This is a genomic window from Allobosea sp. RIT-PG3_2 (genome assembly GCF_057321085.1).
The window spans coordinates 154,436-177,188 of sequence record NZ_JBXWCA010000009.1 but is presented as its reverse complement, the minus strand read 5'-3'; the positions used below and the strand labels follow the sequence as shown (position 1 = coordinate 177,188).

The 22,753-nt window shown below is 67.7% G+C and carries 20 protein-coding genes; 10 read left to right on the top strand and 10 right to left on the bottom strand.

Translation table 11 applies throughout. The annotated features are described in order from the left end of the window. The first annotated feature begins 49 nt into the window (after nt 1–49). Nucleotides 50–1,570: an argininosuccinate lyase gene (locus tag AC2FAN_RS22425; RefSeq protein ID WP_485176388.1), complete on the top strand. Its 1,521-nt coding sequence runs from the start codon at nt 50–52 to the stop codon at nt 1,568–1,570. A gap of 33 nt (nt 1,571–1,603) precedes the next feature. Here the strand turns inward: AC2FAN_RS22425 and AC2FAN_RS22420 are convergent, their stop codons facing one another. Then, nucleotides 1,604–2,113, bottom strand: a complete 510-nt coding sequence (locus tag AC2FAN_RS22420) for an NUDIX domain-containing protein (RefSeq protein WP_476807218.1) — start codon at nt 2,111–2,113, stop codon at nt 1,604–1,606. A 329-nt stretch (nt 2,114–2,442) separates the two neighbouring features. Between AC2FAN_RS22420 and AC2FAN_RS22415 the strand changes: the two genes are divergently transcribed. Then, entirely contained in the window at nt 2,443–3,336 is an 894-nt protein-coding gene (locus tag AC2FAN_RS22415) for a metallophosphoesterase family protein (protein ID WP_265054887.1), read from the top strand. A gap of 110 nt (nt 3,337–3,446) precedes the next feature. On the opposite strand, the gene AC2FAN_RS22410 is transcribed toward AC2FAN_RS22415, so the two are convergent. Both AC2FAN_RS22410 and AC2FAN_RS22405 read right to left on the bottom strand, forming a co-directional pair. Continuing rightward, the gene (locus tag AC2FAN_RS22410; protein WP_265054888.1) at nt 3,447–4,193 is read right to left on the bottom strand and encodes an SDR family oxidoreductase; all 747 of its coding nucleotides are present in this window, start codon (nt 4,191–4,193) and stop codon (nt 3,447–3,449) included. Between the two features lie 196 nt (nt 4,194–4,389). Further along, nucleotides 4,390–6,201, bottom strand: a complete 1,812-nt coding sequence (locus AC2FAN_RS22405; protein WP_265054434.1) for an ABC-F family ATP-binding cassette domain-containing protein — start codon at nt 6,199–6,201, stop codon at nt 4,390–4,392. A gap of 150 nt (nt 6,202–6,351) precedes the next feature. Between AC2FAN_RS22405 and AC2FAN_RS22400 the strand changes: the two genes are divergently transcribed. Further along, on the top strand, nt 6,352–6,690 hold the full coding sequence (locus tag AC2FAN_RS22400) for a hypothetical protein (protein WP_265054435.1): 339 nt from the start codon (nt 6,352–6,354) through the stop codon (nt 6,688–6,690). 106 nt (nt 6,691–6,796) lie between these two features. Here the strand turns inward: AC2FAN_RS22400 and AC2FAN_RS22395 are convergent, their stop codons facing one another. The 6 genes from AC2FAN_RS22395 to mdoH form a co-directional block, all read right to left on the bottom strand. Continuing rightward, nucleotides 6,797–7,843, bottom strand: coding sequence for an acyltransferase family protein (locus tag AC2FAN_RS22395; protein WP_265054436.1), 1,047 nt, complete (start codon nt 7,841–7,843; stop codon nt 6,797–6,799). A 38-nt stretch (nt 7,844–7,881) separates the two neighbouring features. Next, entirely contained in the window at nt 7,882–8,886 is a 1,005-nt protein-coding gene (locus AC2FAN_RS22390; RefSeq protein WP_485176387.1) for a glucokinase, read from the bottom strand. After that, the gene (otnI, locus tag AC2FAN_RS22385; RefSeq protein ID WP_485176386.1) at nt 8,886–9,665 is read right to left on the bottom strand and encodes a 2-oxo-tetronate isomerase; all 780 of its coding nucleotides are present in this window, start codon (nt 9,663–9,665) and stop codon (nt 8,886–8,888) included. Before otnI ends, AC2FAN_RS22390 begins: the two co-directional genes overlap by 1 nt. A gap of 114 nt (nt 9,666–9,779) precedes the next feature. Continuing rightward, nucleotides 9,780–10,760: a hypothetical protein gene (locus tag AC2FAN_RS22380; RefSeq protein WP_485176385.1), complete on the bottom strand. Its 981-nt coding sequence runs from the start codon at nt 10,758–10,760 to the stop codon at nt 9,780–9,782. 12 nt (nt 10,761–10,772) lie between these two features. Continuing rightward, nucleotides 10,773–11,531, bottom strand: a complete 759-nt coding sequence (locus AC2FAN_RS22375; RefSeq protein ID WP_485176384.1) for an FkbM family methyltransferase — start codon at nt 11,529–11,531, stop codon at nt 10,773–10,775. After that, a complete protein-coding gene (gene mdoH, locus AC2FAN_RS22370) occupies nt 11,528–13,342 on the bottom strand; it encodes a glucans biosynthesis glucosyltransferase MdoH (RefSeq protein ID WP_485176383.1) in 1,815 nt (604 codons plus the stop codon). The genes AC2FAN_RS22375 and mdoH overlap by 4 nt, the downstream gene beginning before the upstream one ends. A 153-nt stretch (nt 13,343–13,495) precedes the next feature. On the opposite strand from mdoH, the gene AC2FAN_RS22365 reads away from it, so the two are divergent. Genes AC2FAN_RS22365 through AC2FAN_RS22350 form a run of 4 tightly spaced genes read left to right on the top strand, consistent with a single transcriptional unit; the run spans nt 13,496 to nt 16,747 of the window. Continuing rightward, entirely contained in the window at nt 13,496–14,416 is a 921-nt protein-coding gene (locus tag AC2FAN_RS22365; protein ID WP_485176382.1) for a zinc-dependent alcohol dehydrogenase, read from the top strand. A 29-nt stretch (nt 14,417–14,445) separates the two neighbouring features. Further along, a complete protein-coding gene (locus tag AC2FAN_RS22360; RefSeq protein WP_485176381.1) occupies nt 14,446–14,847 on the top strand; it encodes a 6-pyruvoyl trahydropterin synthase family protein in 402 nt (133 codons plus the stop codon). Beyond that, on the top strand, nt 14,844–15,908 hold the full coding sequence (locus tag AC2FAN_RS22355) for a glycosyltransferase family 4 protein (RefSeq protein ID WP_485176379.1): 1,065 nt from the start codon (nt 14,844–14,846) through the stop codon (nt 15,906–15,908). The genes AC2FAN_RS22360 and AC2FAN_RS22355 overlap by 4 nt, the downstream gene beginning before the upstream one ends. Continuing rightward, nucleotides 15,908–16,747 carry a class I SAM-dependent methyltransferase gene (locus AC2FAN_RS22350; protein WP_485176378.1) on the top strand — a complete coding sequence of 280 codons (840 nt, stop codon included), beginning with the start codon at nt 15,908–15,910 and terminating at the stop codon, nt 16,745–16,747. The genes AC2FAN_RS22355 and AC2FAN_RS22350 overlap by 1 nt, the downstream gene beginning before the upstream one ends. Nucleotides 16,748–16,752: 5 nt before the next feature. Here the strand turns inward: AC2FAN_RS22350 and AC2FAN_RS22345 are convergent, their stop codons facing one another. Continuing rightward, complete coding sequence (locus tag AC2FAN_RS22345) at nt 16,753–17,316, bottom strand: cytochrome b (RefSeq protein WP_485176377.1); 564 nt, start codon at nt 17,314–17,316, stop codon at nt 16,753–16,755. Nucleotides 17,317–17,556: 240 nt separating this feature from the next. Between AC2FAN_RS22345 and ribA the strand changes: the two genes are divergently transcribed. From ribA to AC2FAN_RS22330, 3 genes are all read left to right on the top strand, one after another. Beyond that, a complete protein-coding gene (gene ribA / locus AC2FAN_RS22340; protein ID WP_476806878.1) occupies nt 17,557–18,684 on the top strand; it encodes a GTP cyclohydrolase II RibA in 1,128 nt (375 codons plus the stop codon). Nucleotides 18,685–18,715: 31 nt separating this feature from the next. Further along, entirely contained in the window at nt 18,716–21,082 is a 2,367-nt protein-coding gene (locus AC2FAN_RS22335) for a hypothetical protein (RefSeq protein WP_485176376.1), read from the top strand. Between the two features lie 106 nt (nt 21,083–21,188). Then, entirely contained in the window at nt 21,189–22,721 is a 1,533-nt protein-coding gene (locus AC2FAN_RS22330; protein WP_485176375.1) for an MFS transporter, read from the top strand. Nucleotides 22,722–22,753 lie beyond the last annotated feature (32 nt).

The following is a 22,753-nucleotide window of genomic DNA, read 5'->3' as shown; positions in this document are numbered from 1 at the left end:
GACGAGCGACAAGGCATCGGACAGGTGCCGCTTCACAACGGAGGAAACCATGCCGACACGCCTGTGGCACGCCGCCATCCTTCTGGCGGCGAGCGCCCTGCCCGCCCATGCCCAGCAGCAGACCCTGCCGAAAGAATCCGTCAGGGACGAGTTCTTCTGGCTCGGCGAGATCAACAAGGCGAGCACCGTCATCAATACCGAGCAGGGCCTGCTCGACCGCACGCTCGCGCCCAAGCTTGCACAGGGCATCGCCAAGGTGATCGCCGCCGGCAACCAGCCGGGCGCCAAGCGCCCCTCGACCGTCATCACCTTCGAGCCGCTGATGATCAAGGAGGCCGGCGTCGAGGTCACGCTGATCCATGCCGGGCGCTCCAGCCAGGATATGCATGCGACCTACCGCGCCGCGATGCTGCGTGACCGGATGCTGACGCTGGCCGACCAGCTCAACAGGACGACGCGAACGATGGTGGAGCTCGCCGCCACGCATCGGGAGACGATCGTCCCCAACTACACCAACGGCGTCGCGGCCCAGCCCAACAGCTACGGCCACTATCTCCTCGGCCTTGCGGCGGGGCTCGATCGCGATGCCCAGCGCATCCGCGAAACCTATGCCCGCGTCGACCGCTCGCCGATGGGCACGACCGTCCTCAACGGCACGAGCTGGCCCCTCGATCGCCAGCGCATGGCCGATTATCTCGGCTTCGGTGCCCTCGTCGACAATGCCTATGACGCCTCGCAGATCGCCGCCGCCGACCTGCCCGTCGAGACCGGCGGCATCGTGACCGGCATCGCGCTCCATATCGGCGGCTTCATCGAGGACGTGATGACGCAATATGCGCAGTCGCGGCCCTGGATCCTGCTGCGCGAGGGCGGAGGCAACACCTATGTCTCCAGCGCCATGCCGCAGAAGCGCAATCCCGGCCTGCTGAACGGCACGCGGGAGGAGGCCTCGACGGCGCTCTCGCTCGCGATGGGGCCCATCTTCAAGGCGCATAACATCCCGCCCGGCATGCCCGACGCCAAGGATGCCAAGGCCAACAGCGCCATGATCGACAGTGCCGCCAAGACCCTGCAGGGGCTCGACCGCATCCTGAAGGCGCTGGTCATCGATCCCGACCGTGCTCTGGAGGAGCTCAACAGCGACTGGACCGCCTCGCAGGAGCTCGCCGACGTTCTGATGCGGCAGTACAAGCTGCCTTTCCGCGCCGGGCACCACTTCGCCTCCGAGGTGGTCGACTACGCCAAGGACAAGGGCATCAAGCCGACCGACTTTCCCTATGCGCAGGCGCAGGCGATCTATCGCAAGGCGGCGGTGGAGATGAGCCTGCCGGTGGCGGAGCTGCCGATGAGCGAGGCCGAGTTCCGCGCGACGCTGGACCCGGTCGCGATCGTGAAGAACCGTGCGACCTCCGGTGGTCCACAGCCTGCCGAGATGGACCGCATGCTGGCGGGCGCGAAGCAGCGCCTCGATCAGCAGGATGCCTGGATCAAGGACAGGCGTACACGGATCGCGACGGCTCTGGCGAAGCTCGACGCCGATTTCGGCAAGCTGGCGAAAAGTGCGGAATGAGTCGCGCGATCCCGCGCCAGCCGACGCTCGCGATCACCACTCGGCCGCGGGGAGCTTGCCCGCGGCGATCTCGTCCAGCCGCCGCCGCGTGGCCGGCGTCGTCCCTTCCGGCAGATCGTCGAGCCGGAAAAAACCGGCTTCCGCGATCTCCCGATCCGGCTGCTTGACCTGCTCGACCTTGAACGCGCGGATGACATAGACGGCGATATGGTCGCGCCGCGAAATCCGGCGATTGAAGAACAGCCCGTACAGCACGGGCCGCTCCGTCGCCGCGATTCCGGCCTCTTCCGACAGTTCGCGCTCCAGCGACTCCGCCGCCGTCTCGCCGACCTCGACGCCGCCGCCGGGAAAATGCCAGCCCGGAACATAGGTGTGGCGGATCAGGAAGACCTCGTCGCTATCGTTCAGCACCACGGCGCGCACGCCGAAGGTCACGCCGCGCGCGAACCGAAAATAGAGATGGAGAAGCCGGGTCAGCAGTCGCTGCCGGATCGTCCGGGGCGTTTCCGGATCGGCAGAGCCGGAGTGCGTCGGCGGTTGCATCGGAGATTTCTCAAGCCCGAGTTAATTGTCTATGCAAAAAGCGCATAACGGATCGTCCAGCAACTTGGTTGTTCTGTCACAAACGCGCCCCAAATAAGGATCACACCGCCGCATCACCGCTGGGGACTATCGTCATGTTGCTCTCTTTCATCATCGCCCGCCTGAGGGCCAAGCCTGCCTATGTCTGGAAGCCCGCTGTCACGCTGACCGATTCGCGTATCGTGTCGGAACTGACCGGCTACGCCAACTGAGGCTGTCCGCATCCGCCAGTCGAGGCGCGTCAACAGCGCGCTTGACTGACGGCACGTGGGAAGGGCAAGCGCTTGAGCGTGTTCAAGCTCGCGCATCTGTCGGACCCGCATCTCGGCCCGCTGGCCGGGTTTTCGCTGCATCAGCTCTTTGGTAAGCGCGCGACAGGTTACGTCAACTGGCGCCGCAAGCGCCGGCACGCCCATGACATGGAGATTCTGGCGCGGATCGTCGCCGATATCCATGCGCAGCAGCCGGACCATGTCGCCTGCACAGGCGATGTCGCCCATATCGGCCTGCCGAACGAATTCAAGACCGCCATCGCCTTCCTCGACACTCTCGGCCCGCGCGAGACGGTCAGCTTCGTCCCCGGCAATCACGACACCTATGCGCGCTCCTCGCTGAAACCGCTGGCCGGGCTGCTCGCTCCCTGGATTTCCGATGACGAAGGCCGCGCCGGCTATCCCTGGTATCGCCGCCGCGGGCCCGTCGCGCTGATCGGCGTCAACAGCGGCGTGCCGACCATGCCGCTGATGGCGACGGGCCGCGTCGGCAGCGAACAGATGAAGCGCATCGAGGCGTTGCTGGATCGCGCGCGCGACGAGGGTTTGATCCGCGTCGTGTTGATCCATCACCCGCCCTATGTCGGCGGCGCCAAGCGCGGACGCGAACTGGTCGACGCCGCTGCCTTCGAGGCCATGCTGAAGCGCAAGGGCGCCGACCTCGTCATCCACGGCCATAACCACAGCTTCTCGCTGGCCTGGCGCCCAGGCCCGGGCCATGACGTGCCGATCGTCGGCGTGCCCTCGGCCTCTCTCGGCCCGCGCGGCCATGGCGAGCTCGGAACCTGGCATCTGTTCCGTATCGAAGGTGATGCGACCGCGCCCCGGATCACGCTGGAACAGCGCGGCTTCGAGCCCCATGGCACGGTCATGCTCCGCCAGGAGATCGCACTGCTCGGCGAGCGGGTCTGACGGTCAGGCCGTCGTTTCCGCGCCCCGCTTCCCTTCTCCCCTTGCGGGAGAAGGGAGAGGCCCTGCGCTCAACCGGGCAGCCGTGGGTCGAACCCGAGCACGACGCTTGTTCAGATGCAGCGTCCGCCGTCGACGGCCAGCACCGAGCCCGTCACCATGTCCGCCTCGTCCGAGCACAGGAACAGCGCCGCATTGGCGATGTCCTGCGGCGTCGAGAAGCGGCCCCACGGAATCGTCGCCGTGAAGGCCTTGCGCCGCTCGGGCGTGTCCTCACCCATGAAGGTCGCGAGCAGCGGCGTCTCGCCCGCCACCGGCGCGATGGCGTTGACACGGATCTTGTCGGGCGCGAGTTCGACCGCCATCGACTGCGAGATCAGGTTCGCCGCGCCCTTCGAGCCGTTGTACCAGGTCAGGCCGGGACGCGGGCGCAGGCCCGCCGTCGAGCCGATATTGAGGATGACGCCGCCGCCATGCTCGCGGAAATGCGGCACGGTCGCCCGCGCCATCAGGTAGATCGACTTCACGTTGACCGCGAAGATCCGGTCGAACTCCTCTTCCGTCACCTCGGTCATCGGCTTGTTGCGATGGGTGGTGCCGGCATTGTTCACGACGATGTCGAGCCGCCCGACCTTGGCGAGGATCTTCTCCACCGCCTTGTCGACGCTCTTGGCCTTGCCGACGTCGCAGGTCACGGCGAAGGCCTTGCGCCCGATGGCCCTGGCCGCCTCCTTCGCCTTGTCGCCGTTGATGTCGAGCACCGCGACGCGCGCGCCCTCGCGCACGAAGGTCTCCGCGATGCCGAATCCGAACCCTTGCGCCGCGCCGGTCACCAGCGCCGTCTTGCCCTTCAGTCTCATGGTCATTCCTCGCGATCTCGATTGCCACGATGTTTGAAACGATTGAGCAGGTCCGTAAATGCGTTTTGATGCGCAGCTGGATACGGAATTCGTATGGGCACCGTCATTCTCAAGCGAGCGCAGACCCGGGAATCTCGTGACGAGAGAAGGCTGGTCTCCGTCATGCTCGGGTCAAGCCCAAGCATGACGGCGGGAACTACGCCCCGATCTCCTCGCGCAGCATCTCCAGCTCCAGCCAGCGCTCCTCGGCATCGGCAATCTCGCGCGCAACCTCTTCCAGACGCGTGGTCGCCCTGGCGAAGAGCTTGGGATCGCGCGTGTAAAGATCGCCCGCCATGGCGGTGTTGAGCTTGGCGGCCTCGGCCTGCAGCGTCTCGATCTTCTTGGGCAGCGTTTCCAGCGCATGCTTCTCGTTGAAGGAGAGCTTGCGCCTGGAGGCCGAGGCGGCCGACGCCGGAGCGCCTGCAGGCTTCGGCGCAGAAGCCGGCGCCCTCTCAACCACTTTCGCCTTGGCGCCGACACCGCGTCCGCGCTGCGCCAGCATGTCGGAATAGCCGCCGGCGAACTCGGTCCAGACTCCGTCGCCATCCGAGATCAGTACGGCAGAGACGACACGATCGATGAAATCGCGATCATGGCTGACGAGCAGCACCGTGCCCTGATAATCCGCCAGCAGTTCCTGCAGCAGGTCGAGGGTTTCGAGGTCGAGGTCGTTGGTCGGCTCGTCCAGCACCAGGAGGTTGGATGGCTTGGCGAGCGCGCGCGCCAGCATCAGCCGGCCGCGCTCGCCGCCCGACAGCGCACCGACCGGCGTGCCGCGCTGGATGGGCTGGAACAGGAAGTCTTTCATATAGGCGATGACGTGGCGCGGCTGGCCGCCGACCATGACCTGATCGGAGCCGCCGCCGGTCAGCGCATCGCCGAGCGGCGTCGCCGGATCGAGGCTCTCGCGGCGCTGGTCGAGCGTCACCATCTCAAGCGCCGTGCCGAGCTTCACCTTGCCGGAATCGGGCTTGAGCGCCCCGGTCAGCAAATTGATCAGCGTGGTCTTTCCGGCCCCGTTGGGACCGACGATGCCGATCCTGTCGCCGCGCGCGACGCGCAGCGACAGGTTCTTGACCACGACATTGTCGCCATAGGCCTTGGCGACGTCGATGGCCTCGATGACGAGCTTGCCGGAGGTCTGCGCCTCGCTCGCCTCCAGCCGGACGTTGCCGACCGCGCTGCGGGCCGTGCGGCGCTGGTCGCGCATGGCGTGGAGTTCGCCGAGCCGGCGCTGGTTGCGCGTGCGCCGGGCGCTGACGCCATAGCGCAGCCAGTCCTCCTCGCGCGCGATCTTGCGGTCAAGCTTGTGGCGGTCGAGCTCTTCCTGGGCGAGCACCTCGTCGCGCCATGCCTCGAACTCACCGAAGCCCTTGTCCATGCGCCTTGTCAGGCCGCGGTCCAGCCAGATCGTCGCGCGCGACAGCGAGGTCAGGAAGCGCCGGTCATGGCTGATCAGCACCATGGCGGAGCGAAGCGACTTAAGCTCCTGCTCCAGCCACTCGATCACGGGCAGGTCGAGATGGTTGGTCGGCTCGTCGAGCAGCAGGATGTCCGGCTCCGGCGCCAGCACCCGCGCCAGCGCCGTCCGGCGCGATTCGCCGCCGGACATGGTGGCGGGGTCCTCCTCGCCGGTCAGGCCGAGTTCGGTGATCAGATATTGCGCACGATAGGCGTCGTCGCCCGGCCCGAGGCCCGCCTCGACATAGGCGAGCGAGGTCTTGTAGCCGGTGAAGTCCGGCTCCTGCGGCAGATAGCGGATGGTCGAGCCGGGCTGGACGAAACGGTCGGCATGGTCGGGCTCGACGAGCCCCGCCGCGATCTTGAGCAGGGTCGACTTGCCCGAGCCGTTGCGGCCTACCAGGCAGACGCGCTCGCCTGCCGAGACCGCGATCTCCGCGGCTTCGAGCAGCGGCTGTCCGCCGAAGGTGAGCGCGACATCGCGCAGGTGCAGCAAGGGGGCCATGGTCCGTCCTGTGATCTTAAGCCTGCCGGATAGACCGCCGCCGCCGCCCTGTCACGCCCGCAAGTCAGATTGGCAAGCCATGGCACGGCGCTTGCCAGAGTTGTGTCGGCCCTTATCGTGATGCGGAGCGTCGTTTTGAGTCCGAAAGCCATGCCCAGCGAACGCCCCATCGGGATCGGCCATAATGGCGGCCCGCCGCTGAAGGAACGCAAGCGTCGCTCCGCCGCTGGCAAGGGCAGCATCGGCCGCTATTTCGACTGGCGTTTCGCCCACCGCAAGGCCTGGAAGAAGCCGCGCGAGATCGCCTTGCGCCGCGAGGAGAAGGCCGAGGCGCTCGGCCTGACCTATGAGGAATACTCGCTCGAGGTCATGGAGCGTGGCTATTTTCCACAGCCCGAGCATGTCGAGACGATCAAGGCCAAACGCGCGCAGCGGCGAAAGGACAACGGCGTCGTCGGCCAGTCGCTCAAGGGCATGAAGCTGAGCTGAGTGCCGCCGTCATTCTCGGGCGAAGCGAAGCGCCAACCCGAGAAGCTCAGGACGAGAAGACACGGGCTTCCGAGATGCTCGGGTCAAGCCGAGCATGACGACCGCCTCAGCTTCCGAGCCAGCGCCGCGCCAGCCGCGTCGCCGGTTTCTCGAAGAAGCGATAGACCAGCAGTGCCGCCAGGACGGCGCCGGCCAGCGCGAGCGGGATGTAGAGCGCCGGCGCATGCAACCCGATCCTTAATGCGACCTCGCGCATTCCCCGGATCACGAAGGGATGCACGAGATAGAGCGCATAGGAGGCGTCGCCGACCGTCGCCAGCACCTTCACCGGTTTGGGGGTGACGATGCCCTCGCGGCCGCAAGCCGCCGCGAGCATCAGCAGCACTGCCGCGCCGCCGCGCCAGAGCACGCTGCTCCACGGGCCGTCCGCGCCCGGCACATGAGCCGCCGCGATCAGCACCGCGACGCCGGCCGCCGCGACCGGGACACGCACCGCGCCACGCAGGCGCAGCCCCTTCCGCCTGAGAATCGCGATGCCCATCCCGGCGGCAAATTCGAGCACGATCGGCTGGCCCCAGAAGCCGAAAGGCAATTGCAGCGGGCCTGCCAAACTCTCGGCCGCAACCAACACGGCTAGCACGATAGCGACCACCGGCAGCGTCCAGCGCAGCGGCAGGGCGAGCCCGGCCGCGAACAGGACGTAGAACAGCATCTCGTAGTTCAGCGTCCACCCCAGCGAATAGACCGGCTGGACGAAGCCCTGGGTCGAGACTGTCGGCCAGAACAGGTAGGAGCCGAGGATCTGCGTCAAACTCGGCACGCCCGAGTTGAGCAGCGCCGGAACGGCAAGGCCGACCAGCAGGAACAGCGTCGTCATCGCCCAGTAGAGCGGCACGATGCGCGCCAGCCGGCGCTTCAGGAACAGGCGCGAGGCTCCTGCCCGGCCCAACAGGTCCTGCGAGGCATGGACCATGATGAAACCGGAGACGACGAAGAAGATATCGACGCCGGCCATCCAGGGAAGCAGGTCGCTGCGGGTGAAGCTCAGCCCCGCCCGCTCGGCCAGCGCCGCCGCATCGGGCTGAACGTGATGGATCGCGACCATGAAAGCCGCGAGCGCGCGCAGAACCTGGATCGAATAGATGGGCTGCACGCGGACCTGGGGGAAGCGATCGGAGGAGCGGGACGCGCTCAGCCAAACCACAGCCGCTTCGGATCGTCGAGGCCGAAGCGATGAAGATTGGCCGCGATCGCGGCCAGTCCCTGCTCGGCCGCATCCTTCGCGGTGATGACATGAAGCGGGAAACGCCCGGCCAGTTCCTCCATCGGCGGCTTGCCGGCAAAGGCGGAACGGATAGCGGGCTTATCTGCAAGCCCCAGGAGATGCGGCGCGATACCGCCGGCGATGAAGACGCCGCCCGTCGCCTTGAAGACGAGAGCGAGATCGCCGGCGACCCGCCCGAGCAGGCGCCAGAAGCAGACCACCGCCATCAGCGCCGCCGGATCGCCGTCATGGGCCAGCCGGGACACGTCGGCGGCGCTCACCTCCGCCTCCAGCATGCCCGAGGTCCGTGCCACCGCCTTGTGCAGACGCACCAGCCCGTCGCCGCTCAGGAGATGCTCCACCGTCAGGCGCGGCACGCCATCGGTCAGTGCCGGCCAGATCCTTTGCTCGGTCTGGTCCTCCGGTCCGATGCCGATATGGCCGGATTCGGTCGGGATCAGCATGCCCCGCTCGCCATGCGTCAGCAGCGCCGCGGCACCGAAGCCCGTGCCGGGGCCGAGCACCAGCTTGATGCCCTCCGGCTCCGGACGCCCCTGGACCAGCGTGGCGAGATCGCCCGGGCCGAGGACGGCCAGCGACGCCGCCAGGGCCTCGAAATCATTGACCAGCAGCCCCTGGGTCAGCCCGAGGGCCTCCGCGATCCGCGGCCCATCGAGATTCCAGACGGCGTTCGTCAATTGCGCCCGCCGGCCGTCGAGCGGGCCGGCGACGGCGAGCACCGCCGAGCGGGGCTTCTCCGGCAATTCGCCGAGCACCGTCGCGAAGGCGGCCTCGGCCGTGGGATGACTCCCGGTCCCGATCCGCGCGAGCGGCCGGTGCGAGCTCTCGGGATCGGAAACCAGCGAGAGCCGGCAGTTCGTGCCGCCGATGTCGGCGACCAGCACCGGATAGGATATCGACGGCGGCCGCATCAGAGCGGCTTCCGCCAGGGCGCGAACCAGCCGAGGCCTTCGAGCGTGCCGTGCTCCGGCCGGTACTCGCAGCCGACGAAGCCGTCATAGCCGAGGCCGTCGAGCTCGGCGAAGAGCGTCGGATAGTCCGGCCCCGTCGCATCGGGCTCATGGCGACCGTTGGCGCGCGCGATCTGGACATGGCCGACGAGCGGATAGAGCGCCTTTAGCCGGGCCGAGACGTCGCCGTGGATCAGCTCGCAGTGATACATGTCGAATTGCAGCCTGACGTTCGGCAGGCCGGATTCGCGGATATAGGCCGCCGCCTGGTCGAAATCGTTCAGGAAATAGCCCGGCATGTCCTTGCCGTTGATCGGCTCCAGCAGCAGGTCGATGCCATGCCCGGCGAGCTTGTCGGCGGCATAGGCCAGCGAGGCACGATAGGTCTTCTGCGCGGTCGCATCGTTGGGATCGGCGAGCCCCGCCATCATGTGCAGGCGCTTGACCCCGGTCTCGTGGACGTATTCGAGCGCCTTGTCGACCGAGGCCTTGAACTCGTCCTCGCGCCCGGCCAGCGCAGCAATGCCGCGCTCGCCCTTGGCGAAATCGCCCGGCGGCAGGTTGAACAGCGCCTGCTCCAGTTCGCCGCCGGCCAGCGCGAGCCCCACCTGCTCGGGGCTGTGCTCATAGGGGAACAGGAACTCCACCGCCTCGAAGCCGGCTTCCGCGGCTGCCTTGAAGCGGTCCAGGAAGTCCCACTCGGTGAACATCATCGAAAGATTGGCGGCGAAACGCGGCATGAAGATCTCTGCAGGCTAAGCGATAGCGATAGCGGCAAGCTAGCGCGCTGAGCCGGCCGCGTCATGGCCAAACGCGGCAGGAACGGAATGCGTTCCGCCGTGGTCGCCTGCCCGTCACTTCTTCTCGGGCTTCGGCGGCGGATTCGGGTCGGACGAAAAGTGCCGGAAGACCATGTCGGGGGAGGAGGTGTTGTGGCGCGAATGGGTCGTGCGCCCCGTCCAGATGTCGGTCGCCTTGCCGCCCTGGAATGGCATCAGCGGCTCCTCGCGCCAGCCCTTGGCACCGGGTTCGCGCACCGCGATACGGGCGACGTCGTTGTTGAACTCGGTGACGTACATCGAGCGCAGCGCGACGAAGGCCCTGCCCCCGGTCACCGGCTTGTCGAGCACGGCGTCGAGCACCATCCGATTCTCGTCGACGCTGTCAAGCTTGAGGGTACCGGCCGACCCGTCCTTGAAGTTGAGCTTGAAGGAGATCGTCTGCGGATCGAACTCGATCTCCCTGATGTTCACCACCGGGCGGCCATCCTGCTCGATCGGGCCGAACAGGAAGGACGAACCGTAGGAGGAGAAGCCGAGATGCTGCGGCGGCATCGGCCGGGCGCGCCAGTAGCCATCCTGCGGATAGACGACCAGAACCTCGTAGGACTTGTCCCTGCCGAGTTTCCAGAGCTGGACCAGATGCAGCCCCTTCTCGACCCGGTCGCCGACGCGGAAGGTCGTGTCGGCCGGGCGCCAGAAGGTCGGGAAGGTGTAGCCGACCAGCCAGTAGTCGACCGTCTCCCAGAAGGTGACGCGGCGCGGCGGGGTTGGCGCGGCGAAGGACGGATCGCCCTTCATGTCGCAATTCGCCCAGTCCGCGTCCCAGTTGTCGCGCACGAGCCCGGAGATATAGGCCGGATGCGCCGCCTCGATCTGGAAGCGCCGGACCTCCGGGGAGATCGCCTTGATGGTGACGTTGTCCTTTTCGGCGCAGAGCACCGGCTCGGATTCGTTCTTGACCTCGACGGCGATGTCGCCGGCCGCGATGGCCGGACCGGCAGTGCAGGCGAGAATCGTGATGAAAGCGGCGGCGCGCAGGCGCGAAAACGTCATGAGGTCTCGATCTCAGCTCTGAAGGATGGCGTAGACATCGCCCGAGTTGGCCGCATGAGGCAAGCCGCGCAGATAATCGCCCATGGCGTCGGCGCTCGCCGGCGCGGCCAATTCGAGCTGCTGGCTCTCGCCGATCGCGACGTTGAAACGATAGGGGCCGAGCGTCTCCAGCAGCGCGATGCAGGCCTCGGCGACCTCGCGCTGAATCGTCGTGAATTCGAAGGAGATCACCGGCACGGCCTTGGTCAGCCCGGCCAGCACATGCGCCTCGAAGCCTTCGACATCGATCTTCAGCAGCCTGGGCAGCCCGTGACGCAGGATCAGCCCGTCAAGCGTGGTGCAGGGCACGGTGATCTCGTGGTCCCAGACCTGGCCCTCCCAACCCCGCGCCCCGACCGCGGCGCCGATGAAGGCGGCCGAGGCCGTCGAGACCGTGGGATTGGCGCTGTTGATCTTGAGCGCGATCGAGCCCTCGTGATCGCCGCAGGCCGCCTCGATCAGCGTCACCAGCGGATCGCGCCGGTGGATCAGGCGGACGACGCGGGCCGGGCCCGGCTGCGGCTCCAGCGCAACGACGCGGGCGCCCAGCCTGCGGAAGGAGGAAATCCGGTCGCCGACATGGGCGCCGATGTCGAAGGCGAGGTCTCCGGGCGCAAGGAATGTCCCGTAGAGCCGGTCCATCGCCGCGTTGCGTTGCTTGTCGCCATGATAGATGCGCAAGGAGCGCGAAAGCGCCTTCACCGTTCCCTTCGGATAGGCGATGGCGTTCATGCCCTCTCCCCGTCACGGATGGTCGCCAGCACCGGTGGCATGTCGAAATCCTCGGGAATGCCGCAGAGCCCTTGTCGTGCGAGCCAGGCGCCTGCGCTGGGCCACGCCGTCAGCATCGCGAAAGGAATGGCCAGCACGTAGCCGGCCGTCAAGGGCAGCGACCACAGCAGCACCGCCGGCGACAAGGCGCCGAGCGCGACGAACAGATAGGCCCCGAACAGCAGATGCGGCCACAAGCCCGCGAAGGCGGTGGTGAGGGACAGCGCATAGGCGTCGCGCGCTTGCCCGTTCCAGCCGATCCGCACCTTGCCGAAGGCGAAACCGATCATGAACAGCGTCGTGCGGAAGCTCGAAACCGCGCCCTGCAGGAAGGCGAACAGGACCTCGATCACCGCCGAGGCGAGGAAGCGCGCCGCGCCGCCGTAGCGGCCTACGCCTCCCTTGGTCAGCAGGATATCGGCGAAGCCGGCGAGCTTGGGCGAGAGATACATCGCCAGGAACAGGACATAGAGACCGACCGCCAACGCTACCGGGTAATCCGCGACGACCCGGTCCTCCAGCACCTTGAGCGGCAGCAGCGCGATCATCAGCGTCCAGGCCGGCAGGCCGAGGAACATCAGGATCGCCCAGACGAGCTGGAAGCGGCTCATCGGCTTGAGATCGGGCAGGTCGAGCAGCTTGAGATATTGCAGGTTGCCGAGGCACCAGCGCAGGTCGCGCTTGGCGAAGTCGAGCATGGTCGGCGGATTTTCCTCCCAGCTACCACCCTCGACCGGCAGCACGCGCACCTCATAGCCGGCCCGGCGCATCAGCGTCGCCTCGACCTGGTCATGGCTCATCACGGCGCCACCGAGGGGCGGCCCGCCCGGCAGAACCGGCAGATGGCAGCTATCGCGGAACGGCGCGATCCGCACGAGCGCGTTATGCCCCCAGAACGGCCCGCAATCTCCGCCCCACCAGGCCGAGCCCATCGTATAGGGCCGCATGCCCTGGCGCATGCCGAACTGGAAGATGCGCGCGAAGGCGGAGTGGCTGGGCATGCCGACGACCAGACTTTGCAGGATTCCGAGCTTCGGATACGCCTGCATCATCCGGGCCATGCCGAGGATCGTCTCGCCCGCCATGACGCTGTCGGCGTCGAGCGGCAACATCAGCTCGTAGCGCTCGCCCCAGCGCTCGCAGAAATCGCGGAGATTGCCGGCCTTGAAGCCGGCATTGTCGGTGCGGCGGCGATAGGTCAGGCGCGCCGGCTCGCCGATCTCGCGGGACCAGGCCTCGGCCAGCGCCGCCTCGGCGCCAGCCACCGCCGGGTCGTTGGTGTCGGACAAGACGAAATAGTCGAACCAGACGCCCTCGCCAGTGGCATCGAGGCTGTCCTTGACCACCTTGAGCCGGCGGAAGGCACGGGCTGGATCCTCGTTGCGGAGCGTCATCAGCACGGCGGTGCGCAGCGCGAGCGGCGTCGCCTGCTCGCCGGCCGCGGCGAAGGGGGCGACCTCGGCGAGCCCGTCCTTGCGGGCATGCAGCAGCCAGAGCCCGATCGCGGCATTCCAGAAGCCGAGCACGGTCCAGGGCGCACCGAACAGGAAGGCCACGAAGATCGCCACATCCGCCACGGTCCAGCCACCGGCAGCGAGCACATGGGCGAACCCGGCCAGCAGAGCGGCCAATGTAAGGAGATTCAAGGTAAGAACGAGACGGCGCCGCCTGCGGAGAACGGCCTCGTCCTGCAACCCGGCCGGCGTCAGGCCAGTTACGTCTACCTCTTGCGCCGCCCGCTGGAACGTGGTCGGAGCGGGACGCTGGTTCATGGCGGTCTCTGTCATGGAGAGGCAGACAGGCTCGGACGGACGGGATCGGACGCGATGGCGCGGGAGCTAAAGCCTGCCACCACGATTGACGCAAGGGCAAAGGCTCTTGCGCTCTGGTATACGGCATCTCGTGAATGCAACCTGAACGATGTCTTGCTGTCCGTCCCCGGCCCGGACGATTGCCTCGTCACCACCTTGTGGAGCGGGCTCAGCCGCGGCACCGAGCGGCTCGTCTTCGAGGGGCGCGTGCCCGCCTCCGAGCATGAGCGCATGCGTGCGCCGTTCCAGGAAGGCTCTTTCCCCTTCCCGGTCAAATACGGCTACTGCGCCGTCGGCCGCGTCGACGCCGGCCCGTCCGACATGCTCGGCCGCATCGTCTTCTGCCTGCACCCGCACCAGGACCGCTTCATCGTCCCGCGCCACAGCCTGATCATGGTGCCGGACACCGTTCCTGCACGGCGCGCCATCCTTGCGGCCAATGTGGAAACCGCCCTGAACGCTCATTGGGACGCCGGCTCGGGCCCGGCCGACCGGATCGTCGTGGTGGGCGGGGGCGTCATCGGCCTGCTCGTCGCCTGGCTCGCCGCGCGCCTGCCGGGCACCGAGGTGACATTGGTCGATATCGAGCCCGGTCGCGCCGAACTGGCTGCCCGGCTCGGCTTCGGCTTCGCCCTGCCCGACGCCACCCCGCGAGACGCCGATCTCGTCTTCCACACCAGCGCGACGGCCTCTGGCCTCGCCACGGCCGTTGCGGCCGCCGGCACCGAGGCGCGGATCATCGAAATGAGCTGGTATGGCGAGGGAACCGTGCCGGCCGCCCTAGGCTGCGCCTTCCACGCGCGCCGCCTCCAGCTCGTCTCCTCCCAGGTCGGCATGGTCGCCGCGTCGCACCGGGCGCGCTGGGACCATGCGAGACGCGCGCAGGCCGCCATGGCGCTGCTTGCCGATGACCGGCTCGAGACGCTGATCACCGACGAGATCGCATTCCGGGATACGCCGCAGCGCATTCCGGAATTGCTGGCGCCCGGTGCAGCTGGCCTGACCGCCGCGATTTGCTATGAAGCGCAGCCTTGATCGACCCAAGCTGATCCCCGGGAGCCCGCATGTTTTCCGTCGAAGTCCGCGACCGCATCATGATCGGCCACTCCCTGCCCGATCCCTTCTTCGGCCCTGCGCAGAATATGCATGGCGCGACCTTCGTGGTCGACGTCGCCTTCTTCCGTGAGACGCTGAACCGGCAGAACGTGGTCGTCGACATCGGCGCCGCGCTCGATGTCCTCGGCAAGACGCTGAAGCCGCTCAACTACCAGAACCTCGATGCCCTCCCGCAATTCGCCGGCGTGCTGACCACCACCGAATTCCTCTGCAAGCACATCTTCGATGCCATGGCGGCAGCCGCGAAGTCCGGCGCGCTCGGTGCCGATGGCGCCGGCCTCGCCAAGATCCGGGTGACCCTCCACGAGACCGACCTCGCCCGCGCCAGCTACGAGAGCGCGCTGGCGTGAGCGCCATCGTCTTCGCCATCCCCGGCGATATCGACCTGCCGACCGGCGGCTATGGATACGATCGCCGTCTCCTGCGGGAATGGCGCGAGATGGGTATAGAGGCCCGGCACCTGGCTTTGCCGGGCAGCTTCCCGTCCCCCAGCCAGGCCGATCTCGCCGCAACCGAACAGCTCCTCGCCGCGACCGCTCCGGACGACATCCTGCTGATCGATGGCCTGGCCTTCGGCGCCTTTCCCGAAGCGCTCGCCGCCCGCTTCGCCGATCGCCTCGTCGCCCTCGTCCACCATCCCCTCGCCCTCGAAACCGGGCTGTCCCTCGAACAGGTCGAGACCTTGCGTGCCAGCGAGCGCGCCGCCCTCCGCCACGCCCGCGCCGTCGCGGTGACGAGCCCGGCGACAGCCGGCACTCTCGCAGCCGATTTCGGCGTGCCCGATCATCGCATCGCCATCGCCATACCCGGCGTCGACCCCGCGCCTCGGGCTGTCGGCAGCGGTGGCCGCGGGCCGCTGAGGTTGCTCGCTGTCGGCTCGCTGATTCCCCGCAAGGGCTATGACATTCTGATCGAGGCATTGGCCGGGATCGCGGATCGCGACTGGCATCTCACCATAGCCGGCTCCCCGGATTACGCGCCCGAAACCGCCAAGGCGATCGAGGCGCGCATCGGTTCGGCCGAGCTTACGGACCGCATCTTGCTTGCCGGAGCGGCCGACCCGGAACGTCTTGGTGAACTCTATGACAAGGCCGATCTTTTCGTCATGCCGTCCCTGTACGAAGGCTACGGCATGGTGCTGACGGAAGCGCTAGCGCGCGGCCTGCCGATCGTCTGCACGCTGAGCGGCGCCGGCGCCGACGCCTTGCCTGATGCCGCCGCTCTCAAAGTGCCGACCCGCGACGCTGCGGCACTTGCCAAGGCACTCGCCAAACTGATTGATGCGCCGGCTGAGCGCCGGCAGCGCGCCGACGCCGCATGGGCGGGTGCCCGCGCCTTGCCGCGCTGGCGCGACACCGCACGTATCGTCGCGGAGGCCTGCCTGCGCGACGGCAGCCGAGAGGTGGGGTAATGGCTGGTTTCTCTCCGGAATGGCTCGCCTTGCGCGAGTCTGCCGATCACGCCGCGCGCAATCCGCAGGTGCTCGCCGCGGTCGGCAGCTATTTCTCGGATCGGGCTTCGCTCTCCATCCTTGATCTCGGCTGCGGCGGCGGCTCGAACCTGCGCGGCTCCTATGCCGCCCTGCCCGCTCGCCAGCACTGGACCCTCGTCGACCACGACGCTGAACTGCTCGCCCATGCCCGCGAGCGTCTCACGGATTGGGCGGACGAGGCCCGCGAGCAGGGCGAGGAGCTCGTCCTGGCCAAGGGCAGCAAGACCATCACAGTCGACACCCGCAAGGTCGACCTCAACAAGGATCTCGAATGGGTGCTGGGCTGGCAGCCCGACCTCGTCACGGCCGCAGCCCTTTTCGACCTGACGTCGCGGCGCTGGCTCGAGCGTTTCGTCGCGGCCCTCGCGAGCCAGCGCCTGCCGCTCTACACCGTGCTCACCTATGATGGCCGCGAGGATTGGAAGCCCCTGCATCCGGCCGATAGCGGCATTCACATCGCCTTTACCGACCATCAGCGCGGCGACAAGGGCTTCGGCCCTGCCGCCGGCCCGGATGCCTGCGACGTCATGGCCGAGGCCTTCCGCAAATCCGGCTTCGCGGTTTCGACGGGCGACAGCAGCTGGCTGATCGACCAGAGCCGGGCCGATCTGGGCACAGCGCTGGCGGAAGGGATCGCGGAAGCGGTGCGGGAGACCGGGCGGGTCGACCCCGCGACCGTCGATGGCTGGCTATCGGCACGCCGCGAAGCGCAGTCGGTCCGGATCGGCCATCAGGATCTCTGGGCGCGCCCCGTCTGACCGTCCTATCCAAGCCCCGGCCACATCCGCCGGAGCACCCCGTCCTTGCGGATGAGCCGGTGGTAGAGCGCCGCCGCGATATGCATGATTGCAAGCGCGCCGAGCGTCAGCGCAAGCTTGCCGTGGATGCCGAGCACCCGCTGCGCCGCCGCCTCGTCCGGTTTGGCCAGGGCCGGCAGGTTGAACAGACCGAATATGTCCAGTGCCGGATACAGGGAAACGCCGATCCAGCCCAACAGCGGCACGACGAGCAGCAGCCCGTAGAGCAGCCAGTGGACGAGGTGGGAGCCGGCCCTCTGCCACCATTCCAGCGTCGGCTCGTCCGGCGGCGCGCCATGCAGCACGCGGTAGATCAGCCTGCCCGCCGTCAGCCACAGCAGCAGGAAACCGGTCAACTTGTGGGCGCTATAGAGGCCATTGGTCAGCCCGTCCCAGATATCGAGCACGTTGCCCCGGTAGCTCATCGTCAGCCCCACCGGGATCATCCCGAAGACCGCAACGACCGTGATCCAGTGCAGCGTACGGGCGATCGGACTGTAGCGGTCGCCAGGCGGCATCTCCTTCTGCATGGGCAGCCTCCGGGCCTTGCCGTTGGGGAAGGCATTCATCTCACGTTCAAGCTCATCAGCCTATACGAACCTGCTTCGGTCAGGTTCCCGCTTCCGCGGTACCGCGCGCTATTTGCCGTGGAACCGCGTCGTTTCGGGAACGTTGCTGGAAGGGCGGATCAAGAACCCCTATATCGATGCTCGATGGTGCCTCCTGATGCTCCTCGGCCGCACGCCCGGCCCAATCTGACGGACTTTTCGATGCCTGAGTCGCGTACGCTCTTTGGCCCCTCCCTCGAAACCGCTCTCGTGAAGGTCGACCGGGCCATCGCCGAGTTTCGCGCCGGTCGCCCCGTTCTGCTGCGTAACGGTGGCCGGCTGGCGCTCGCCCTGTCGGCGGAGCTGGCCGACGGAGAGCTGGTGCGCGGGGTCAACGATCTCGCACGCGGCGGCGGTCACCTCGTCCTGAGCGCCGCGCGGCTGCGCCGCCTTGGCGCCAAGGGGCGCAGCGAGAGCGGCATCTTCGCATTGCCCACAATCGACCAGGCGCGCATCGAGACGTTGGCCCTCAAGCTCGATGGCCGCATGGACGCGCCGATCGCGCCGGCATCGGGCCTCGACGAGGCTGCGCTGGAACTCGCCCGCCTCTCGCTCGTCCTTCCGGCCGTCATCGCCGTACCCGTGAGTGCCGCCGACATCGCCGGCGAACCGCTGGTCGAGGTCACCCTCGACGCCGTGAACGGCTACCGTGCCGAGCAGGCGGCTTCTCTGAAGATCGTGGGCCGCGCCCCGGTGCCGCTGGAAGGCGCGCCGGAGACCGAATTCGTCGTCTTCCGTGGCGGCGAGGGCCTGCGCGACCAGGTTGCGATCATCGTCGGCAAGCCCGATCTCTCGACCGCCGTGCCGGTGCGCCTGCATTCCGCCTGCCTGACCGGCGATCTCTTCGGGTCGCTGAAATGCGACTGCGGCGACCAGCTGCGCGAAACCGTGCAGTGGATGGCGGAGAACGATGGCGGCATCCTGCTCTATCTCGACCAGGAAGGCCGCGGCAACGGCATCTCCAACAAGATGCGCGCCTACAAGCTGCAGAGCCAGGGCTGGGACACCTATGACGCCGACGAGGTGCTGGGCTTCGATCTCGACCAGCGCCATTTCGACTTCGCCGCGACCATGCTGAAGCAACTCGGCGTCTCCAGCGTCGTCGCACTGACCAACAACCCGCAGAAGATCGGTGCGATCGAGGCGGCGGGCCTGGAGGTCGCTGCCAGCCAGCGCGTGCTAGGACGCCCGAACGCCCACAATGTCCGCTATCTCGCCTCGAAGCGGGACCGCGCCGGCCATTTCATCGATATGGACGCGCTGATGGCGCGCGCCGCCCCGACGGATTGACGGCCTTTCGGATTTCGATCAGGCCAGGCTGATGCCGGTGCCCGAAACGACATCATTCGAAAACGCTCCGACACGCTGGCCGCTCGCCAGCGTGTTCTGCATCGTCGCCCTTGCCTGGCTCGCCTTGTCCTGGCCCTGGCTCTCGGGCGCGGTCACCATACCCTGGGACGCCAAGGCGCATTTCCACCCGCAGCTCCAGTTCCTCGCCGATAGCTCGCATCGCGGTCTCTCGCCCTTCTGGACGCCCTATGTCTTCTCCGGTTCGCCGCAGGTCGCCGATCCGCAATCGCTGATCTTTTCGCCCTCCTTCGCGCTAATCGCCGCACTCAATCCCACGCCCGACTTCCGCTGGAGCGACGGCGCCGTTCTCGGGACGCTGCTGCTCGGCGCATTCGCGATCGTCATGGTCTTCCGTGACCGGGGCTGGCATCCGGCCGGCGCGGTCGTCGCAGCCCTGTCCTTCGCCTTCGGCGCGGCTGCAGCCTGGCGCATCCAGCATGTCGGGCAGGTGCTCAGCCTCGGCTATTTCGCCGTCACGCTCTTCCTGCTCTCCCGCGCGCTCGAACGCGGCTCCGTCGGCTACGGCTTCGCCGCGGGGCTGATGGCGGGTTTCATGGTGCTCGGCCGCGATCAGGTGGCGCTGATCGGCGTCTACGTGCTGGCCGGACTGGTCATCGCCGCCATCCTGATGGCGCACAGCCCCTGGCGCGCCTTCCGGGCAAGCCTGAAGCCCCTGCTCGCGGGCACGCTCGGCGCGATCCTCGTCGCCACCATTCCCATTCTGCTGACGGCCTTCATCGCGCAGGAATCGAACCGGCCGGTCATCGATTTCGTCGAGGCCGGCAAGGGCTCGCTCCACCCTGCCGCGCTGCTCACCGGCCTGATCGCCAATCTCTACGGAGCCGCCGGGCCGCTCGCGGATTTCTGGGGCGCTCCGAGCCCGGCCTGGGAAGCCCGCTTCGGACCGCTCGGTCTCTATCTCGCCCGCAACATGAGCCAGCTCTATCTCGGCCTGCTGCCGATGGGGCTGATCCTCACCATCGGCCTCGTCCGCGGCGCGCTCTGGCGGCGGGAGGTCGTCGCGCTCAGCGTCGCGGCGCTCGTCGTGCTGCTCTTCGCGCTGGGCCGCTACACCCCCGCTTTCCGGCTGCTGTTCGAATTGCCCGGCGTCAGCTTCTACCGCCGTCCCGCCGATGCTCTGTTCATCCTCGGCGCCCTGCTCGCCCTGCTCGGCGGCTACATGACTCATCTCGTCATGACCGGCACGGCCCCGAAGGCACGGCCCTGGCAGATCGCCATCGAGGCCCTGATCTTCGCCGTGGCGCTCGCCCTCGCCGCCTGGCTAGCCTGGACGGTCGGGCGTATCCCGGTCGCGATCACACCGCTGGTCATTGCAGTGCTCTGCGGGGTTCTGTCGCTCGGCGGCATCGTCGCGGCGCGCGGTCTGGCGCAGCGCGGCTCGGCGCTGGCGGCGGCGGTCGTCATCGCCGCGACGCTGGTCATGGACCTCTCGGTCAATAACGGCCCGAGCGAATCCACCGCCCTGCCGCCGCAGATGTACGATGTGCTGCGCAAGGACAGCACCAACGAGACGATCGCGCTCCTGAAGCGCGAGACCGGCCGCACCGCCGCACCCGACCGGCGCGACCGCATCGAGCTGGCCGCTATCGACTTCCACTGGCCCAATGCCAGCCTGGTCCACGAGCTCGACAACACGCTGGGTTACAATCCGCTGCGGCTCGGCCTCTACAGCAAGGCGACCGGCGCCGGCGATCATGTCGCCCTGCCCGACCAGCGCACCTTCTCGGCCCTGATGCCGGGCTATCGCTCGCTGCTCGCCGACATGCTGGGCCTGCGCTTCATCGCGACCGGGGTGCCCGTCGAGCAGATCGACAAGACGCTGAAACCCGGCGATCTCCGACAGATCGCCCGCACCAAGGACGCCTATGTCTACGAGAACCCGCGCGCCCTGCCGCGCGTGCTGCTCGTCACCGAGGCGCAGAAGGTCGATTTCGACGCCATTCTGACGACCGGCCAATGGCCTGAGGGTTTCGACCCGCGCCGAACCGTACTGCTCGACCGCGACCCGCCGCCGCTTCCCACCGGCGCCATCGGCCCGGCGACGGTCGCGATCCGCGACTACGGCACGACCACGGTGACGCTCGCCGTCGATGCCCCGCGCGGCGGATATCTCGTCCTGAACGATGTCTGGCATCATTGGTGGCAGGTCGAGATCGACGGCCGGCCCGCCGAGTTGCTGCGCGCCAACGTGCTGTTCCGCGCCGTCGTGGTGCCACCGGGCAAATCGACCGTGCGGTTCGTCTTCCGGCCGCTCGAAGGGCTATATGCGGACATCGTCGCGCGCCTGCGCCAGCGCGGGGCAACGCGGCCCGGATAGCCGCCGCACTGCCAAGACGGAAAAACTAATGTGGCGTTCTCCTGCCAGATTCGGCCGCACTCCCATGGCAAAGGGCGTGCCCGGAACGAAAGACCGTGAGTGAACGATGATTTCGGCGCCCGTCCCGATGCAGGATGAGAAAAAGGCGACGCGCCGCGAATGGCTCGGCCTGATCGCAGTCGCCCTGCCCTGCATGATCTACTCGATGGACCTCACGGTGCTGAATCTCGCCGTACCGACGTTGACGCGCGAATTGAAGCCGAGCGCGAGCCAGCTGCTCTGGATCATCGACATCTACGGCTTCATGGTCGCCGGCTTCCTGATGACGATGGGCACGCTGGGGGACCGTATCGGCCGGCGCCGGCTGCTGATGGTCGGCGCGGCGTTCTTCGGCCTGGCCTCGACCGTCGCGGCCTTCTCGAACAGCTCGGAGATGCTGATCGCCATGCGCGCCGTGCTCGGCATTGCCGGGGCGACGCTGGCTCCCTCGACGCTGTCGCTGATCACGGTGATGTTCACCGACGAGAAGGAACGCACCTTCGCGATCTCGATGTGGATCGCCAGCTTCTCGGCCGGCGCCATCATCGGCCCGGTCGTCGGCGGCTTCCTGATCGAGTATTTCTGGTGGGGCTCGGTCTTCCTGATCGCGGTGCCGCCGATGCTCCTGCTGCTCGCGATCGGCCCGATCCTGCTGCCGGAGTACCGTGCGCCGAATGCAGGCCGCATCGACATCCTCAGCGCGCTGCTCTCGCTCGCCGCGGTGCTCGGGCTGATCTGGGGCGTCAAGCACTGGGCCGCGGAGGGCTTCGACTGGCTGGCAGCCGCCCCGATCCTCGTCGGGTTCGGCTTCATCCTGATCTTCCTGCGGCGGCAGACGCGATTGGCGGACCCGATGGTCGATCTCGCCATGTTCCGCATTCCCGCCTTCCGCGCGGCGCTGGCCATCAACCTCGCCAGCATCCTGTTCATGTTCGGCAGCTTCATCTTCCTGGCGCAGTATTTCCAGCTTGTCGCCGGGCTGACGCCGCTACAGGCCGGGCTCTGGTCGCTGCCCTCGGCCATCGCCTTCACGCTCGCCTCCTTCGTGACACCCGCCCTCGTCGGCCGCCTCACACCCGCGGCGCTGATGGCGGGCGGCATGGCGGTATCGGCGCTCGGCTTCGTCTGGCTCGCCTTCGCGCCGAGCCTCGTGCAGATCGTCGCCGCTTCCGTGGTCTTCTCCGTCGGCTTCACGCCGGTGATCACGCTCACCACCGGCATCGTCGTCGGCTCTGCGCCGCCCGAGCGCACAGGCGCGGCCTCTGCGATGTCGGAAACATCAGCGGAGCTCGGCGGCGCGCTCGGCATCGCCGTGCTCGGCAGCCTCGGCGCCGCACTCTATCGCAACAGGATGGTGGATCTCGCCGTGCCCGGCATCAGTGCCGAGGCGCTCGCCCCGGCTCGTTCGACCTTGGGCGGCGCGCTGGGCTTGGCGGCGGACCTCGCGCCCGATCAGGCCGGGCCGATGCTGGCGCAGGCGAGCGAGGCCTTCATGCTCGGCTTCCGCGCGGCCGCGATCCTGTCGATCATCGGCATGCTGCTCTGCATCGTCATTACAGTGACGACGCTGCGCGACGCCCGTACCGGCGACGCGCACTGAGGGGTGCCGATTTTCAGGCGGACCACAGCGTC

Coding starts and splice junctions, on each gene's coding strand:
- AC2FAN_RS22425 (WP_485176388.1), top strand. CDS start 50: ATGCCGACACGCCTGTGGCACGCCGCCATCCTTCTGGCGGCGAGCGCC.
- AC2FAN_RS22420 (WP_476807218.1), bottom strand. CDS start 2,113: ATGCAACCGCCGACGCACTCCGGCTCTGCCGATCCGGAAACGCCCCGG.
- AC2FAN_RS22410 (WP_265054888.1), bottom strand. CDS start 4,193: ATGAGACTGAAGGGCAAGACGGCGCTGGTGACCGGCGCGGCGCAAGGG.
- AC2FAN_RS22405 (WP_265054434.1), bottom strand. CDS start 6,201: ATGGCCCCCTTGCTGCACCTGCGCGATGTCGCGCTCACCTTCGGCGGA.
- AC2FAN_RS22400 (WP_265054435.1), top strand. CDS start 6,352: ATGCCCAGCGAACGCCCCATCGGGATCGGCCATAATGGCGGCCCGCCG.
- AC2FAN_RS22390 (WP_485176387.1), bottom strand. CDS start 8,886: ATGCGGCCGCCGTCGATATCCTATCCGGTGCTGGTCGCCGACATCGGC.
- otnI (WP_485176386.1), bottom strand. CDS start 9,665: ATGCCGCGTTTCGCCGCCAATCTTTCGATGATGTTCACCGAGTGGGAC.
- AC2FAN_RS22380 (WP_485176385.1), bottom strand. CDS start 10,760: ATGACGTTTTCGCGCCTGCGCGCCGCCGCTTTCATCACGATTCTCGCC.
- AC2FAN_RS22375 (WP_485176384.1), bottom strand. CDS start 11,531: ATGAACGCCATCGCCTATCCGAAGGGAACGGTGAAGGCGCTTTCGCGC.
- mdoH (WP_485176383.1), bottom strand. CDS start 13,342: ATGAACCAGCGTCCCGCTCCGACCACGTTCCAGCGGGCGGCGCAAGAG.
- AC2FAN_RS22360 (WP_485176381.1), top strand. CDS start 14,446: ATGTTTTCCGTCGAAGTCCGCGACCGCATCATGATCGGCCACTCCCTG.
- AC2FAN_RS22350 (WP_485176378.1), top strand. CDS start 15,908: ATGGCTGGTTTCTCTCCGGAATGGCTCGCCTTGCGCGAGTCTGCCGAT.
- AC2FAN_RS22345 (WP_485176377.1), bottom strand. CDS start 17,316: ATGCAGAAGGAGATGCCGCCTGGCGACCGCTACAGTCCGATCGCCCGT.
- ribA (WP_476806878.1), top strand. CDS start 17,557: ATGCCTGAGTCGCGTACGCTCTTTGGCCCCTCCCTCGAAACCGCTCTC.
- AC2FAN_RS22335 (WP_485176376.1), top strand. CDS start 18,716: ATGCCGGTGCCCGAAACGACATCATTCGAAAACGCTCCGACACGCTGG.
- AC2FAN_RS22330 (WP_485176375.1), top strand. CDS start 21,189: ATGATTTCGGCGCCCGTCCCGATGCAGGATGAGAAAAAGGCGACGCGC.